At 32.9% G+C, this 16,410-nt stretch carries 18 protein-coding genes; 2 read left to right on the top strand and 16 right to left on the bottom strand.

What is annotated here, in order from left to right:
• Position 1: 1 nt before the first annotated feature.
• Together AC4FQ5_RS10095 and AC4FQ5_RS10090 are read right to left on the bottom strand one after the other, a co-directional pair.
• Positions 2 to 796 carry a glycosyltransferase family 2 protein gene (locus AC4FQ5_RS10095; RefSeq protein WP_491142935.1) on the bottom strand — a complete coding sequence of 265 codons (795 nt, stop codon included), beginning with the start codon at positions 794 to 796 and terminating at the stop codon, positions 2 to 4.
• Between the two features lie 14 nt (positions 797 to 810).
• Positions 811 to 1,377, bottom strand: coding sequence for an acyltransferase (locus tag AC4FQ5_RS10090; protein ID WP_491142934.1), 567 nt, complete (start codon positions 1,375 to 1,377; stop codon positions 811 to 813).
• An 85-nt stretch (positions 1,378 to 1,462) separates the two neighbouring features.
• Between AC4FQ5_RS10090 and AC4FQ5_RS10085 the strand changes: the two genes are divergently transcribed.
• Positions 1,463 to 2,458, top strand: coding sequence for a glycosyltransferase (locus tag AC4FQ5_RS10085; RefSeq protein WP_491142932.1), 996 nt, complete (start codon positions 1,463 to 1,465; stop codon positions 2,456 to 2,458).
• Between the two features lie 24 nt (positions 2,459 to 2,482).
• Here AC4FQ5_RS10085 and AC4FQ5_RS10080 read toward each other — a convergent pair whose 3' ends face one another.
• The 14 genes from AC4FQ5_RS10080 to AC4FQ5_RS10015 form a co-directional block, all read right to left on the bottom strand.
• Entirely contained in the window at positions 2,483 to 3,166 is a 684-nt protein-coding gene (locus AC4FQ5_RS10080; RefSeq protein WP_491142930.1) for an NAD-dependent epimerase/dehydratase family protein, read from the bottom strand.
• Positions 3,163 to 4,242 (bottom strand): non-hydrolyzing UDP-N-acetylglucosamine 2-epimerase, encoded by a 1,080-nt coding sequence (gene wecB / locus AC4FQ5_RS10075; protein ID WP_491142928.1) that lies wholly within the window; start codon positions 4,240 to 4,242, stop codon positions 3,163 to 3,165. Before wecB ends, AC4FQ5_RS10080 begins: the two co-directional genes overlap by 4 nt.
• Before the next feature lie 29 nt (positions 4,243 to 4,271).
• Positions 4,272 to 5,054, bottom strand: coding sequence for a glycosyltransferase family 32 protein (locus tag AC4FQ5_RS10070; RefSeq protein ID WP_491142926.1), 783 nt, complete (start codon positions 5,052 to 5,054; stop codon positions 4,272 to 4,274).
• The gene (locus AC4FQ5_RS10065; protein ID WP_491142924.1) at positions 5,051 to 5,827 is read right to left on the bottom strand and encodes a hypothetical protein; all 777 of its coding nucleotides are present in this window, start codon (positions 5,825 to 5,827) and stop codon (positions 5,051 to 5,053) included. The genes AC4FQ5_RS10070 and AC4FQ5_RS10065 overlap by 4 nt, the downstream gene beginning before the upstream one ends.
• A 67-nt stretch (positions 5,828 to 5,894) precedes the next feature.
• On the bottom strand, positions 5,895 to 6,788 hold the full coding sequence (locus AC4FQ5_RS10060; protein WP_491142922.1) for a glycosyltransferase family 2 protein: 894 nt from the start codon (positions 6,786 to 6,788) through the stop codon (positions 5,895 to 5,897).
• Entirely contained in the window at positions 6,788 to 7,666 is an 879-nt protein-coding gene (locus AC4FQ5_RS10055) for a glycosyltransferase family 2 protein (protein ID WP_491142920.1), read from the bottom strand. The genes AC4FQ5_RS10060 and AC4FQ5_RS10055 overlap by 1 nt, the downstream gene beginning before the upstream one ends.
• A gap of 62 nt (positions 7,667 to 7,728) precedes the next feature.
• Positions 7,729 to 8,553, bottom strand: a complete 825-nt coding sequence (locus AC4FQ5_RS10050) for a glycosyltransferase family 2 protein (RefSeq protein ID WP_491142919.1) — start codon at positions 8,551 to 8,553, stop codon at positions 7,729 to 7,731.
• 111 nt (positions 8,554 to 8,664) lie between these two features.
• A complete protein-coding gene (locus tag AC4FQ5_RS10045) occupies positions 8,665 to 9,543 on the bottom strand; it encodes a glycosyltransferase family 2 protein (protein WP_491142917.1) in 879 nt (292 codons plus the stop codon).
• A complete protein-coding gene (locus AC4FQ5_RS10040) occupies positions 9,540 to 10,820 on the bottom strand; it encodes an ABC transporter ATP-binding protein (protein WP_491142915.1) in 1,281 nt (426 codons plus the stop codon). The genes AC4FQ5_RS10045 and AC4FQ5_RS10040 overlap by 4 nt, the downstream gene beginning before the upstream one ends.
• A gap of 68 nt (positions 10,821 to 10,888) precedes the next feature.
• Complete coding sequence (locus AC4FQ5_RS10035; RefSeq protein WP_491142913.1) at positions 10,889 to 11,737, bottom strand: ABC transporter permease; 849 nt, start codon at positions 11,735 to 11,737, stop codon at positions 10,889 to 10,891.
• A gap of 105 nt (positions 11,738 to 11,842) precedes the next feature.
• Entirely contained in the window at positions 11,843 to 12,703 is an 861-nt protein-coding gene (gene rfbA / locus AC4FQ5_RS10030) for a glucose-1-phosphate thymidylyltransferase RfbA (RefSeq protein WP_491142911.1), read from the bottom strand.
• Positions 12,700 to 13,164 carry a hypothetical protein gene (locus AC4FQ5_RS10025; protein WP_491142909.1) on the bottom strand — a complete coding sequence of 155 codons (465 nt, stop codon included), beginning with the start codon at positions 13,162 to 13,164 and terminating at the stop codon, positions 12,700 to 12,702. The genes rfbA and AC4FQ5_RS10025 overlap by 4 nt, the downstream gene beginning before the upstream one ends.
• A gap of 1 nt (position 13,165) precedes the next feature.
• Positions 13,166 to 14,245 (bottom strand): dTDP-glucose 4,6-dehydratase, encoded by a 1,080-nt coding sequence (rfbB, locus tag AC4FQ5_RS10020; RefSeq protein WP_491142907.1) that lies wholly within the window; start codon positions 14,243 to 14,245, stop codon positions 13,166 to 13,168.
• A 116-nt stretch (positions 14,246 to 14,361) separates the two neighbouring features.
• Positions 14,362 to 15,672 (bottom strand): UDP-glucose dehydrogenase family protein, encoded by a 1,311-nt coding sequence (locus AC4FQ5_RS10015; RefSeq protein WP_491142905.1) that lies wholly within the window; start codon positions 15,670 to 15,672, stop codon positions 14,362 to 14,364.
• A 270-nt stretch (positions 15,673 to 15,942) separates the two neighbouring features.
• On the opposite strand from AC4FQ5_RS10015, the gene rimP reads away from it, so the two are divergent.
• Positions 15,943 to 16,410, top strand: coding sequence for a ribosome assembly cofactor RimP (gene rimP, locus AC4FQ5_RS10010; protein WP_491142903.1), 468 nt, complete (start codon positions 15,943 to 15,945; stop codon positions 16,408 to 16,410).

The raw sequence follows: 16,410 nt of genomic DNA, 5'->3' as shown, positions 1-16,410 counted from the left end.
ATTAATAATCTTTTTTATACCCTGTTAATTCTCCTTTGTCGTCTAATTTCCAGGAGGCCGAATTTCCGGCTTTCGTAAAGTAGTAACGCTGCTCTTCAGTATAATTTTCCGGATCTACAAACCAACCCATATGCTGGCTTGTATAATTACCTCCAAATCTTAGAGCTTTATAAAAATTAACACTTTTGAAATGTATCGGATATTGTGGTTTGTATAAGGCAAATGTGGTGTCAATATCTGCCAAATAAACATTTTCTTTCACTTCGTTTTCCCAATATTTTTTTTCCCATTCAATGACTTTATTTTTGATTGGGTAAGAATCAGGTATGTTTTCTAAATCTAATGCAAAACCCACTTTTGTGATTTTATGGAAGTTTTTTTCCAACTCGGAGATGAAATTCTGAACAAAATCAATGGGAAGGTCAAAATTGGGTATGATATCAGGATCTGTCAAAAAATAGTATCCTTTTGCATACTTTTCTATAAGTTGAGGAGAATCAAAAAACACACGGTATCCTTTATTGGTAGTTTGTCTTTCAATATGTACTTTATCTTTGATTTCTTCAAAATATTTTAAAAGGGGTTCATAGGTCGAGCAATTATCAATAATTACAATATTTGAAAAGTTTCTCTGGATAAAAAAATCAATAAGATTTCTAAGGCTCTCAAGTTGATTATAACTAATGATGATTATAGGAATCTCCGTAACATTTTTTAATTGTGATCTTATTGTTTTATTTGATTTTTTAAGATACAAATAAAATAGATATTGTAAGAAGTTTTTGAGTTTTTTCATTGGGGCAAACTTGATTATAGGAAATTTACGTGATGATCTTGCTTATTGATGATGATAGAATTGTCGGGAACATCCTTGTAAATCACGCAGCCTGCACCCAAAATCACATTATTACCAATGGTAACATCTTTTAGGATAATTACATTTGCCCCTGTCCATACATTGTTGCCTATTTTTACTTTACCGGTATTAAATTCAGTTTTAGAAACGGAAAAAGGCTCTTTTGTGTATTGATGGTTATGGTCAAAAATTTTCATTCCTTCACCTAAAATACAATTTTCACCAATACTGATTTCTCCAAGACAAGAAATTGTTGCTCTTGTTATGTAAGTGTTTTTTCCAATATTCAGTTTTGCATTGGATTTTACCGTAATGTAGTTAAACTGGTTGATTGTCACATTTTCAGCAATATTAAACAATGCTGTAGGTGATAGGTCGAAATAGTTATCACTTCCTGTTTTAAAACTTTGATGAATATTACTTCCTGTTGTGAAAAATAAATTTCGCTGTTTCGCTGTGATACACAGATTGACAAAGTTTTTTAATTTTATAAATAAAAAGCCTAAAGCAGTTTTCATCATCTTTTTTTCTAATCATTTGATACAAAGATAAAGTTTTAGTGTTTATTTATATATTTTTGCTTGAAATTAAGCATTAATATTTCTTATGAATCCTTTGGTGACTGTCTCCATTCCTATTTTTAAATGTGAAGCATTTATTGAAAACTGTCTTAGGTCTATTAAGGATCAGAGTTATCAAAATATTGAAGTCATTTTAGTTAATGATCAAACCCCCGATAAAAGTATTTCTATTGCTGAAAAAATGATGAGTGAATATAACTTGTCAAACTGGAAAGTAATTCATTTAAAAGAAAATTCGGGACTTTCTGTCGTAAGAAATGAAGGAATTCTGAATGCAAAAGGAAAATATATTTTATTTGTTGACAGTGATGATGAGCTTTATCCTGACGCTATTGACAATTTGGTAAAAAAGGCAGAAGAAAATGATGCTGAAATTACAATGGGAGAAGTTCAGGGGATCAAAATACCGTCACAGGAGATTGTTGATGTTTTTCCTATTCATACCAAAACAGATATTCTGGAAGGGAATCAAAAGATTTTTGAAGAACTTGTAAATGGAGGATTTGCAGTGTCTTCCTGGAATAAATTAATATTGGTTGATTTTCTACGTAAGAATGATTTGTATTTTACTAAAGGCTTGTACGCACAGGATTCTCTCCATACTTTCGAAATGGGACTGTATCTGCAAAAAATCGTTTTTTTAAGAAAAAAAACTTACAAATACTATCTCCATCAGGAATCGGTGATTCATAACCGCAAGAAAATTCATTTTGATAACTGGATTACCATAGCACAAAAAATAAATACGTATTTGCTCAAAGAAAAAAACAGCTTCCGAAAAAAACTCATTCTTGAATATTTAGTCAGCTTCAAAGCAATAACGCTTGAAATGAATTGGAAAGCACAGCAAAACGAACAGCTTTGGAAAGATAGTTATAAAGCTTATAGTAAACTCGGAGGTTTAAATTTTCTAAATTATTTATCCGGTAATTATTCTTCAAAAATGAAAAAGCAGGATCTTTTTTACAGATTACCTTTATCTTTGGGATACAAATTTTTCCGTTGGAGATTTGATAGATAAATGAAGTTTCTTTCGTATACGATGTCACAAAGAATAATATTTCTCAAGAATACTAAAGAGATACAATTCTTTATCTGTTAAATTATTTTTCACAAAATAATATTCAACATCCGGAATATGAATGTCATAACCTGAGCCACTCTTTATCAGATTGATATCAACTCTTTTACTGTAAAAACGTTCTATAATTTCTAAGATTTCAATGATAGAATAATTTTTAATGTAAGCGAGATTAATAATGTTGTTAAAATTTTGATTGTCAATTAAATCAAAAGTTATTTTTCTAATGTCATCAGTGTCAATCAAATTGCGTGTTGCTTTTGTATGAACATTGATGATTTCATTGTTTTTTACGGCATTTACAATATAATTCATCAAAAGATTGGGATTGCCCCCTTTTCCGACGGCATTGCTGACTCTCAGAATCAAATATTTTTCACACGAATTTTTAATTATCTGCTCCATTTTGAGTTTATGAAGTACATAATTGCTGTTGCTTTTGGAAGAATCGTAAATGCTGCAGGTAGAAAAATAGACAAAAATCTTATCTTGATTTTCAGCAATTGTTTGTTTGATCAAATTTTCTTCTCTGTTAAATTCTTCAGGTCTGGTTTCTAAAGAATTTGAAACTCCAGATGCAAAGAAAATTGTATTTTCTCTGTCACACCCTTTAAATAATGAAGCGATTAGCCCTCTGCCAACTATCATTCTAATGCTTTTTTAACAATTTTTTCAGCAGAATTTCCGTCGCCGAAAGGATTATTTTCACTTTTGAAAATATATTCTTCAGGGTTATTATAAATGAAATTAAAGCTGCTCTTAATTTTCTGAATATCTGTTCCTACCAAAATACCACAATTGCAAGAAATTACTTCCGGTCTTTCGGTTTCTTCACGTAGAATCAATACTCTTTTCTGCAAACTGGGTGCTTCCTCCTGTATTCCTCCCGAGTCTGAAATAATTAGTTTAGACTTCGCCATTTTTCTGATAGCATCAAGATAGGAGAGTGGTTCTGTGAAATTTATATTTTTTGGAGTTCCGTTCTCGAATGCTTCCATGATAATTTTTCTCGTATTCGGATTGGGGTGTAGTGCCCAATCAAATTGAGCTTGAGGATTTTCCTCTGCCAGTTCTTTGACAGCCTGAGCAATGTTTCTCAATGGCTGACCAATGTTTTCCCTTCTGTGGGCGGTAATGAATATAAAATCTTTGTATTCAACGGCAATATTTTCTTTTTTTGTGACGTATTGAATCATATCGACAATACTGTTTCCAACCAGAGAAATATTGTTTTCCGAAATATTTTCCTTTAAAAGATTTTGCTTTGCCAGTTCTGTAGGAGAAAAATTAACATCAGCTGTTAACGAAACAACTCGCCTGTTGAACTCTTCAGGAAAAGGTAGTTTTATATCTGATGTGCGAAGACCTGCTTCGATATGATAAAATTTTCTTTGTTCCAAAAAAGCAACCATGGATGATGCTAAAACGGTAAAAGTATCACCTTGTGCAATAATTTTTTGAATATTTTCTTGATGAACTAAATTGGATATTTCATCAATCAGTTTTGCGATAAGATTAGAATTTGTAAAAGCCAAAGATTGTACAGAAAGTTGATAATCAGGCTGTACATCAAAACTTTGTTCCATCTCTGTAAGAAGAGAATCGTGTTGCCCGGTATTGACGATACAGATCTTCTGATTTCTTTTTCTGAACTCATTGATGATGGGAAAGACCTTTAGGAATTCTGGTCTGGTTCCGTAAATAATCGCAATTTTATCATTCATCCTATATGTTTTTGTAAAAATAATAAAACTTAACGTTTTAAACGTTTAATAATGTGTTTTAAAAGCATTTTTAAAGGAAATTGATTCAAAATCTCATCTGCAGAAAATTTTTGCATATTGTTGACTACGTTATGAATCTCCTTTTTGCCGTTTTCCATTTCAACAATATTTTTAAGATTGAAATGAACATGTACAAAATCTTTAAACGGATTCGGTGTATCGCGCTCGTGCCATGTTCCTACAAAATGATGAGCTGCATAATTTTTAGGTAAATCGAGGCAAAAATAGGTAGAAGGATAAATGACAATTCCATCTGCGAGTTCTTGATATTCGTCTTTATCGGGATCTACTTTGTATTCTTTTATCAACAGATCAGAAACAAAAACTGTGTTTGTAGTCAAGTTGAAATCTGTTTTTTTATTATAAAAATCTAATACTTTTTTTGGCCACGGGTGAGCTTTTTCGGTTGCCCAAAGCGCAGTAAATGGAGATCCTTTGATCTCAAATCCGGAAAAAGCACGGTGTATGAGAAATTCATCCAAAGAAAATTTTACTTCCACATCAATATCCATGTAAATGCCACCTTGTTCAAATAATGCCAAAGCTCTTGCATAATCTGAAACAAATGCCCACTTTTTTTCTTTTGCTGCGAGACGTACATATTCGCAACAATTGATGTCAAAATTAGATTCATTCCACTCAATGATTTCGTAATCTGGAAGGTTTTTTTTCCAGGAATCAAGACAGATGTAGAAAGATTCCGGTTTTGGGTTTCCACCAAACCAGCAGTAGTGTATTTTTTTGGGAATCATTTTTTACTTTTCACAGACATATATAAAAATATTCCTGCCGTTATTATTTTATTTTTATTTTTATCAAAAATCCAACGATGGGTTGGGTGACCTCTGTAGGTGCCATTTATTGCAAGCCCCGTTAAAACATTATTAATTTTTTCGTTTTCTGCAATATCATCATAGATAATTGAAAGATTGTGGGTGTCTTTAAATCTGGATATTAAATTACCTAAGATTTTATTGTCGTAAAAATGGTGGATTTCTACCAAAATATCTGTTTCAGATTGCCAGTGGAATTTTTGAGGTTGCAACAAGAAGTCTTCCGCACCTTCACAATCAATTAGTAAAAAGTCAATTTTTTTCTGCCAGTTAAGCAGTATTTCTTCTGTGGCTTCAGGAAAGTTGATATAAGGTTTTAGATTATTGATTTCAATCCAGGAATCAATAAGTGGACTAAATTGTTCATCCATTTCAAACACATACATATTTTTCGGTCTTAGAAGATTGCTTAGTCCTGCAGGATAATAACCTTTGTGACCTCCAATTACCATTATGTTTTCGATGTTTTTATTGATCAGTTGAGAAAAACTCTCATGAAGAACCGATTCATACAGACCAAGTACCTCAGATAATTTCAAACTTGGTTTCAGAATGTCAGGAATGAGTAAGCCTGCAAAAGGACCGGTATATATTTGGTTTCCTGTTTTCTCTAAAACAGAAGCAGTTGTCTCATTTTCTGAGAGGGGGTTTGATAATAATTTTTTTTTAACTCTTGTAAGTATTTTCATCATGTTTTAGTTTTAATTAGCTGTGTGAGCAACCTTTTAATTGTTATTTGTATTTTTCGCTGAATATCAATTATGATAATAATATCCTTATTTTATTTAATCCCTTAAAAATACCAAATGTTGTGATAAGATGATTATAAAATTGTTTTTTTTCGTGAGGTGATAGAAGTTTTTTTTGTTTGCAAAGAATTTCAGATGCTTGTGAAAGTAGAAATCTCTGTGATGATCCGGATACTCTCATTTTTTTTGTCTCTAAAAAAGTGTCGTAAAAATAAAAAAAACTGTTGTGATAAATATCATCCTGTGTTTTGAGGTTTGATTGATAAGATTCCGGATGAAACCTGCGTAACGACAAAACGATATCTTTAGCTACAGCTTTTTCACTTGTGAGAAGAAGTTTTACAAAATAATTGTATTCTTCTGCAGACCTGTTTTTTTCAGTAAAGCTTATTGAGCTTGCAATCGTAGCTTTTATGATTGGATCTAAGGTAAGCCAGTTTATTTTTTTTTGTATAAAATGATCTGCAGTGATGGGAAGTTCAAAAAGACCACGATAGTTTATAGGATGCTGATTCTCGGGATTATTGAAATATTGTGTTTTTGTAATCACAAAATCGTAATCACCGGAAGTCATATATTTTACTTTTTCTTCTATATGATGGGGGGTCATAAGATCATCACTATCAAAAAAAATGATATAATTTCCTTTGATGTTTTTCATTCCCAGGTTTCTGCACGCATTGGCTCCTTTGGGATAATTATGAGGACGCTTGATGAGCTTGAATCGAGAATCTTTTATAAGATACTGTTCTATAATATTATAAGAATTGTCGGTAGAACCGTCATCTACAATAATGCATTCCCAATTTTTATAAGTTTGTGACAAAATAGAATCGAGTGTTTCGCCAACAAGAGATTCGCGGTTATAATTGGGTATGATAATTGAAACAAGTGTTGTTTCCATTAGAAAAGATATTTAATTAGCCTGATGCCGTTTATAATATTATCTCGTGAGACAGTAAATATGATGTTTGAAGTTGCTTTTTTACCAGTATAATAATAATGTTTTTTTAAACAATTTAGCAGTATCTTTTTCTGTTCGGAAGTAAATAAGTGATAGTAACGAGAAATGATATAGTCGTAAAAAGCATTTGTAGCTTGTGATTTTTCTTTATTATTGTTGCTCAAAGAAGAGATATTTAAACCTGAGTTTCTTATGAAAATATAGCTTTTCTCCGAATACAATATTCGATCATTTTCTGCATAATCAAAAATCATACAGTCATCACTGTGCCAAGCTAATGGGAATTGATTTATTTTGTGTTTTCTGTAAGTTTCTGTTCGGAAAATATTTTCTGAGAGGGAAGATAAGCTAACGTGATCTATTCGTGAAATTAAAAAATCGTTCCTGTTTATGATAGATTTTGAAAAAGAAAATTGTTTTATAAAGTGGTTTTTTGCATCAATAATTTTTATAGGAAACTTCAGTACATTTATTTTTTCTCGATCAAGAGTATTTAAGCACTCATAAAATTTATCCACAAAATTTTCTGATAGCATATCGTCATCTCCCAGAATCTGAAACCAGCCTTCTTTTACGTTTTCAAGAATTCGTTCCCATTGTAAAGCGAGATTTTTACCACCCAAATTATTATTGTAATTAAAATAGTGATGGGAAGACTCATCAAAATATTGATCAATTATTTGCTTAGGATCATCCGGACTTGCATCATTTCCTATGTACAAAGTAAAGTTTTTGTTACTTTGTGCAGCGACAGACTTTAGAGTTTCTTCAAAGAAATCTATTTTGTAATAAGGTATGACGATGGCGAGCTTATTCATCTTAAATTGAGCTTTATTTTGCTTTAAAGATTGCATAATGATTTAGCATTATTAAAACTAATTTATTTATTAAAGAAATTTAAAACCTTATCAATAACACGGTATCTTTTACTGTTTAATTTATCCAATAATCTGATGCGATCTTTTTTGAGTGCTCTTGCAGTTGAGAAGTGGTCATAAAATCTAAGTATATTATCCCTGTAAGCTTTTGAGTGTTTGTCGTAAATGTAATATCTGATGTTTTCATCATGATGCTGCATCGCTTCGGTATTTCTTGATAATTCTTTTATTCGGTATTGAAAACCAATAAAATCAAGCTTTGTAACCTTTAGTTTGCCGTAAAAAATATTAAGATGAATCCAAAACTCCCAATCTTCATAGCCGTTAACCATATTTTCATCATATCCCTTTATTTTTTCCCAAGAGGTTTTTTTGTAAAAAGAGGTACAGAAAATTGAGTTTTCTAATAAAATATCAGCATGATGGAATTGATCCAGCACCATTTCCCCGGATTTCGCACCAAAATATTCTGCTCTGCAATAGATTACATGAGGATTGTTGCGGAATTCCTGAGATGCAAGTGAGATGTAGTTTTTGTTTATTTTATCATCACCATCCAATGGTAATATCCATTCACCCTTAGCTCTTTCAATACCAAAATTCCTGGCAGATGATACACCTCCGTTTTCTTTTTCAAAATAAATAAAACGTGAGTCTTTTTTTGTCCAGGCTGTGGCAATCTCACGGGTGTTATCTGGCGAACCATCGTTAACAATGATGCATTCCCAGTTGAGGTAAGCTTGATCAAAAACAGACTGCAGACATTCGTCAAGATACTGTGCCTGATTGTAGCAGGGGACGATTACAGAGACAAAAGGTTGAGGCATAGTGTGTTTTGAATTAACAAAGATATTAAAAATGAGGGAATGTATTATTTGCAATAGTTTTAAGCTAGAATAAATAAAATCTGAAAATTTAAGAACTCAATATCTTAGAAATTATTTTATACGGGTGTAATATCTTTTCAGCCTGTTTTCAAGTTTAAGAAGAATAGAAATTACATTCCTTTTACACTGAAACGGGACATATTTAAGAAAAGAATTATAATTAAAACTCTTGATTCTGTTTTTGTAAATCAGCTCATTAAAGCGATAAAGACGTGCCTTGTCTTCTCTGTTCTGAAACGAAGTCGAATTTTGAGAATAATGATTTTGGTGCAAAACAATTTCCTCATCCACAAATTTAATCTGCAAAAGTGCTTTTACTCTTTCGATCAGCTCATTATCATCATAAGCAATCCCCAAAGCAAAGCGTTCGTCAAATCCTTTAAGCTTTTGTAATGATTTTTTTGAAATTGCAGTACAAAAATGATAAGCTTCCGGACGATGAACAGAATGATTATACCATCCTGCATCACCATCATTTAAGATAATATGATCATCTTTTTGTATGATAGCAGTAATTTCTGTTGGCGTTTCAAGCAATAAATCTAAGTTTTCTGTAGAATCTTTATCTAACGAAAAACAGGCAAAACTCAAATAACTATTGTCGGTAAGATTGTTTTCTGTATATTCTAAAATATTTCCAAAATGTAGACATTCCGGATTTTGTAATATCACTTTGTCGCCTTTAGCTGCCCTAAATCCTATATTGAAAGGGATGCAGGAATTTTGGTACCATTTATTTTTTTTCTCTAGACGGATGACTTTCAAAAAAGGAAACTGCATTATTAAATCCTCCAATCTTTCATGTTCATCACTTCCGTCATCTACGGCAATTACTTCCAGACCTTTGTCAAAATTTTGTCTTGCAATGCTCTTTAAAGTTCTTTCAAAAAGCTTTTTTCTATTATAATATGCAGTAACAATAGAGATCATAAAAGTGTTTTTTTACTTTCCCAAGAGCTTTCTACGCCTGTTTTTCCTGGTCTAATACTTCCAAATTGTTGTAGGAAAGAATTTTCATCCTCTTCAATTTCAAATGCAATTTGATATTGAGGAAGGTGGTCTACTATGGTATTGCTAGAAGGTGAATAGATTGCAAATGTGGCAGTGTAAAAGCCAACAGTTAAAATATTCTTTGGAAGTAAGCAGTTGAGATTCCAATTACCAGTTTCTGATGTGGCAAATCGTTCTGATGTGTAATCTGAAGTCCAATAGATTAATTCGTCATCATTGTTTTTAATATCAATTGTAACATATGCATTTTCTACGGGTATTCTGCAGGTAATATCAAAACTGAATTTTAAAATATCATCCGTGAAAATTCTATTATGCTCGTATGGTTTTTGAAGTTGAACCTTAAGAATTTGCATTTCTTTAGACTCATCTACAGGATAATTGATTATAAAGTTTTTTTCTGCGGATGCAAACTCCAAATCATAGCGATTAAGCACATTATCCATTTTTCCTGTAGAAATTATTTTTCCATTCTTCAAAAGAAGTCCTTTATCGCAAAGTCTCCTTACAGCAGCTAGATTGTGACTTACAAACAAAACAGTTCTACCTTCTCCTTTTGTCACATCGCCCATCTTACCCAGACATTTTTTCTGAAATTCAGCATCTCCTACAGCTAAAACTTCATCAACAATCAAAATCTCTGATTCTAAATGTGCTGCTACAGCAAATGCTAAGCGCACATACATCCCTGACGAATAGCGTTTTACCGGAGTATCTATATATCTTTCTACACCTGAAAAATCTACAATTTCATCAAATTTTCTCTTAATCTCCTTCCGCGTCATTCCTAAGATAGCGCCATTAAGGTATACATTTTCTCTACCTGTCATTTCAGGATGAAAACCAGTACCTACTTCAAGCAAAGAAGCAATTCTTCCATTGGTATAGATTTTTCCGGTTGTTGGTTTTGTTACTTTGCTTAAAAGTTTTAATAAGGTTGATTTTCCGGCGCCGTTTTTGCCGATAATTCCAACGGCACTTCCTTGCTCGATTTCAAAATTGATATTTTTGAGCGACCAAACGTACTCAGATATTCCTTTGGTGGAGCGGTCGTTGGCTTCGCCAATTTTCAGATAAGGGTTTTCTTTTCCTCTCACTTTGTACCAAAACTTATTGAGGTCGTGAGATAAAGTACCAGTTCCGACTTCTCCGAGACGATATTGTTTTGATATGTTTTCTGCCTTTAATGCAAGCATGTAATTTAAATTTTAAATTTGGTTTCTTTTGTGTTTTAGTAATCTGGATTATTACCCGTTTTGTCAATTTAAACTGTATCCATGAAAGTTTTCTCAACTTTATTGAAGATAACTGTTCCTAAAGCAAGAATAAAAAATATAATAATAGTACTCAAGCTAAGCATAAGCACTGAAAATTCTCCTTTACCCAACCATCCGTATTTGAAACATTCAAAGATTCCGGTGAGCGGATTATAGTAGGCGAGTTCTCTCCACGGTCCTTTTAGCACCGAGATTGGATAAATTACAGGAGTTGCATACATATATAAACTTACTCCAAATCCTAAAAGCATACTGAGATCTTTGTATTTTGTCGTTAATGCTGAAAAGATCATTCCTGCCCCTAAGGCAAAAGCAGCCATGAGAATAATTAAAAACGGAGTAGCCAACATCCAGATATTTGGTTGCACTTCACCTTTGAAAAGGAAATAACTCCAAAATCCTAAGAATAATAAAAATTGTACCCCAAATCTCATAAGGTTTGAAATAACTACCGAAATAGGTGTTACTAATCTGGGAAAATATACTTTACCAAATATACCTGCGTTTCCTGAAAAAGTGGAAGAAGTTCCTGTAAGGCTACTTGAAAAATAATTCCAGAGCATTACTCCGGCAAGATAAAATAGTATTTTTGGAGCCCCGTCCGTAGGTAAGTTTGCAATATTGCCAAAAATTATAAGGTAGGCTAAAGTAGTGAAAATAGGATTTATAAAAAACCAGATCGGTCCTAAAACAGTCTGTTTGAAACTTGATACAAAATCTCTTTTTACAAACATATAAATAAGATCTTTATATCGCCAGACTTCTTTGAGTTTCAGATCAAATAAAGAGTGGCTGTCTTCTATAATTTCTGTCCACTCTTGTTGTGGTTCATTCATTTGTGGGAATTTTTGCAAATTTATAATAATTAATTGATTATTACCTTTTAATACTAAACTGGGATTGATAATAGTGAGAAAAAGATTTTAATTTTAATATGGCGGTTATAAAACCAGCTTTTTCAAATACTCTCCATAACCGCTTTTGCCATACTTTACAGCCGTTTCTAGCAGCTTTTCTTCATTGATGAATCCATTTCTGAAAGCAATTTCTTCAATGCAGCCGATCTTAAAGCCTTGTCTTTTCTCGATCACGCTTACAAATTCTGATGCATCTTGCAGAGAGTCAAAAGTTCCGGTATCCAGCCATGCGGTTCCTCTGTCGAGAACACCGACCTCCAGTTTTCCTTTACTTAAATAAACATTATTGACATCCGTAATTTCCAGTTCTCCTCTTGGAGACGGTTGTATGTTTTTTGCAATTTCCACCACTTCATTATCATAAAAATACAATCCCGGAACGGCATAATTGGATTTCGGATGGGTTGGCTTTTCTTCGATAGATTTTGCTTTAAAATTTTCATCAAATTCTACAACACCATATCTCTCAGGATCTGCAACATGGTAAGCAAAAACTACACCTCCATCAGGGTTGGTTTTGTTTTTCAACAAAGTTCCCATTTCCGAACCGTAGAAAATATTATCTCCTAAAACCAGAGCTGCTGAATCATTACCGATAAATTGATCTCCCAAAATAAAAGCCTGAGCAAGACCATCCGGACTTGGCTGTACCACATATTCAATATTACAACCAATCTGTGACCCGTCACCTAAAAGCTTGATAAAACCTGCCTGATCATGAGGCGTGGTGATGATCAGAATATCTTTTATTCCCGCCAGCAAGAGTGTGGAAAGCGGATAATAGATCATTGGTTTGTCGTAAACCGGCATTAACTGTTTGCTAACCGCAATTGTCAGTGGAAATAGTCTTGTTCCTGAACCGCCTGCTAAAATAATTCCTTTCATTTATTTGGTGTTATTTTTATTTTTTCAATTTCACTATTAATATATCCGGTGAAGTTTGTGATGATAACATTATTGTTGATAAATAAATCACCTGAATTATCTATTTTCCCTTCTAAAGATTTATAAAATTCTTTTAGTAATATTAAATTTTCTTGTGATACGAATGAAAATGCATTATAAATACTATATTCCTTAAAAGCTGTAAAATCAAAATTATCAATAATGTTTTCTGCTTGTTTCTTCGTTAAAACCCTTACGTTTTTTCCATTTTCAGATTTGAACATTTTAGAATACAGATAATTCATTCCGAATTTTTTTATAGATTCTTCATAATTAGAAACTTTAACAAATTCGTCAATTAATTTAATCTGTTCTTCAGATGGCATCGCAACTGGAGGAGGATTTTGAGAAAACGCAGAAAACGAAATAATAATAGCGAAAAAAGTGAAAAATACTTTCATATTAGTTATATTGCCCGTCGTAATATTTCTGATAATCTCCGGAAGTCACATTTTCCAGCCATTCTTTATTTTCTAAAAACCAGTCGATCGTTTTTCCTAATCCTTGTTCGAAAGTTACAGAAGGTTTCCAGCCTAAATCGTTACTCAGCTTATTAGCATCAATTGCATAACGTTTGTCGTGTCCCGGTCTGTCTTTTACATAAGTAATCAACTTTTTAGAGTAACCTTCAGGATTTCCAAGCTTTTCATCCATTTGCTTGATCAATTCGTTCACCAAATCAATATTTTGCCATTCGTTGAAGCCTCCGATATTATACGTTTCTCCGGTTTTAGCTTCATTGAAAATCTGATGAATCGCTTTTGCATGATCAATCACAAACAGCCAGTCTCTCGTATATTTTCCGTCACCATAAATTGGTAATGGCTTTTCATTAATGATATTTGAAATACAAAGCGGAATCAGTTTCTCAGGAAAATGATTCGGTCCATAATTATTTGAACAGTTAGAAACGATAAAAGGCATTCCGTAGGTGTTTCCGTATGCTCTCACCAAATGGTCTGAAGCTGCTTTTGAGGCAGAATATGGTGACTGCGGATCGTAAGCAGTTGTTTCAAGAAAAAATCCTGTTTCTCCTAAACTTCCATAGACTTCATCAGTTGAAACATGATAAAAGAGATTCGTTCTTTTTTCATTTGGAAATCTTCCGTGCGTGTGATCAGGGTTTAATGTCCAGAACTCTTTGCATAAATTAAGAAGATTTGCTGTTCCATTCACATTGGTATTAATGAATGCCATCGGATCGGTGATGCTCCGGTCAACATGACTTTCTGCAGCCAGATGAATCACTGCATCAGGATTGTATTTTTCAAAAACTTTTCTCAGTTCTTCAGGCTTTGTGATATCAGCTTTTTCGAAAACGTAATTAGGTTCGTTTTCAATATCCTTTAAATTTTCAAGATTCCCCGCATATGTCAGTGCATCAAGATTGATAATCGTTGAGTCCGGATTGTTTTTTACAAACTCTCTTACAACGTGAGACCCGATGAAGCCGGCGCCGCCGGTGATGATGATGTTTTTCATTTTTTATGACATTTTTACAGAGCTATTGTTTATTATTTGAAGCTCTTTTATGTTTAAGTTAGCTTATATTTAAGAAAAGAATGTTGGTTCTTTATACTTTTACCTTTACTTAGCTTTTATATAATGGTTTTTCTTCCAATACTTTTATAATAAAAGCCATTCTGCTGTGGAGTTTCAAGCGGATACATATTTCTTCCGTCGAAGATAGCCTTGTTATTCATTTTGTTGGTCATCAGTTTAAAGTTTGGATTTTTAAATTCAGGCCATTCTGTAGCGATAAATAATGCATCTGCGTTTTCCAGCGCTTCGTACATGGTTTTAGCATACTGTATTTTGTCACCAAGAATTTTCTGAACATTTTTTTCAGCTACAGTATCGTATGCAACAATTTTTGCTCCCTTTTCTAGAAGTAAATTGATATTGTCCAGAGAAGAAGCCTCTCTGATGTCATCAGTATTTGCCTTAAAAGCAAGTCCCCAAACAGCAATTGTTTTACCTTGAATATTTCCGCCAAAGTATTTTTCAATTTCGGAAACTAGAATTACTTTCTGGGAAATATTTACATTTTCTGTGGCTTCTAAAATCTGGAAATTAAAATTTTCTTGTTTTCCGGATTTTATTAACGCTTTCACATCTTTCGGGAAACAGCTTCCGCCATATCCGATACCAGGAAATAGAAATCTGTGACCTATTCTGTCATCGCTTCCCATTCCGAGTCTTACTTTATCAACATCAGCACCCACTTTTTCACAATAATTAGCAATTTCGTTCATGAAAGTTATTTTTACTGCTAAAAATGAATTTGCCGCATATTTTGTCAATTCAGAAGATTTCTCATCCATAAAAATAATAGGAATTCCCGTATTGGTAAATGGCTGATAAATTTGAGCCATGATTTCTTTCGCTTTATCAGAGCTTGATCCTACAACGACTCTTGCCGGATTCATAGAATCTTCTACAGCAAAACCTTCTCTCAAAAATTCGGGATTAGAAACTACATCAAATTCTAATTTTGTTTTTGAAGCAATGACTTCGCTTACCCTGTCAGCGGTTCCTACGGGTACAGTACTTTTATTGACGATAACTTTATATTCTGTCATCATTTCACCGATATCATTAGCCACTTTCAAAACATAAGAAAGATCTGCAGAGCCATCTTCTCCGGGCGGAGTGGGTAATGCAAGATAAATAACTTCACTTTTATCTAAAGCTTTTTTCAGATCGGTGGTGAAAAATAATCTTTCTGCCTGTATATTTCTCAGGAACATTTCTTCGAGATTCGGCTCATAAATCGGCACAATGCCATTTTTCATGTCCGCTACTTTTTTTTCATCTATATCAACACAGTATACAGAATTTCCAAGTTCTGCGAGAGTGGTTCCTGTAACCAATCCTACATAGCCTGTTCCAACTATTGTTATATTCAAAATGTATGTTTTTTTAAAAATTCCTGACAAAAATACTAAAAATTACTTTCATGATCTTTATTAAATGAGCAACAACTTATTCAATATCATTGCAAAGGCTTATTTTTGTAAAGTCAGACTATGATATTTTTTTTAACTTATTTAATTGATTATGAAGCGTATTTGGTTATTTTGTAAAAATGTCTTATATTTGCATAAGATTTACGGAAAAATGAGAAGGCTTCGCAAGAAAGCCTTTTTTCGTACAGGTAGATTGTCATTAATAAATATATGGAGTTTAGAAAAAATATTGAAACATTATTAAGTAATTTCCTTGAGACAAGAGAGGATTTATTTCTTATTGATTTAAAGATTTCTGCAGCCGATGATGTTACTGTAATTTTAGATGGTGACAACGGTGTAACGCTGCAGGATTGTCTGGACGCAAGCCGTGCCATAGAGTTCAATGCAGATCGTGATGAGTATGATTTCAGCCTTCAGGTAATGTCTGCAGGATTGAGCGAGCCTTTGGCGACGCCTAGACAGTTTAATAAAAATATCGGAAGAGAAATCGAGGTAATGCTTCAGGATTCTTCGACAATAGAAGGTGAGCTGGCTAAAGTAGACGAAGATAAAATTACATTGATTCTCCGTTACAGAAAACCGAAAGACATCGGTAAAGGTAAAGTTGATGTGGAAGAGGAAAAAGAAATTTTGTACTCTGATATCAAAAAAGCGTTGGTAATAGTTAAATTTTAA

The organism is Chryseobacterium sp. DT-167, from assembly GCF_058310155.1.
The sequence above is the reverse complement of the archived record's forward strand: the minus strand, read 5'-3'. Positions and strand labels throughout refer to the sequence as shown.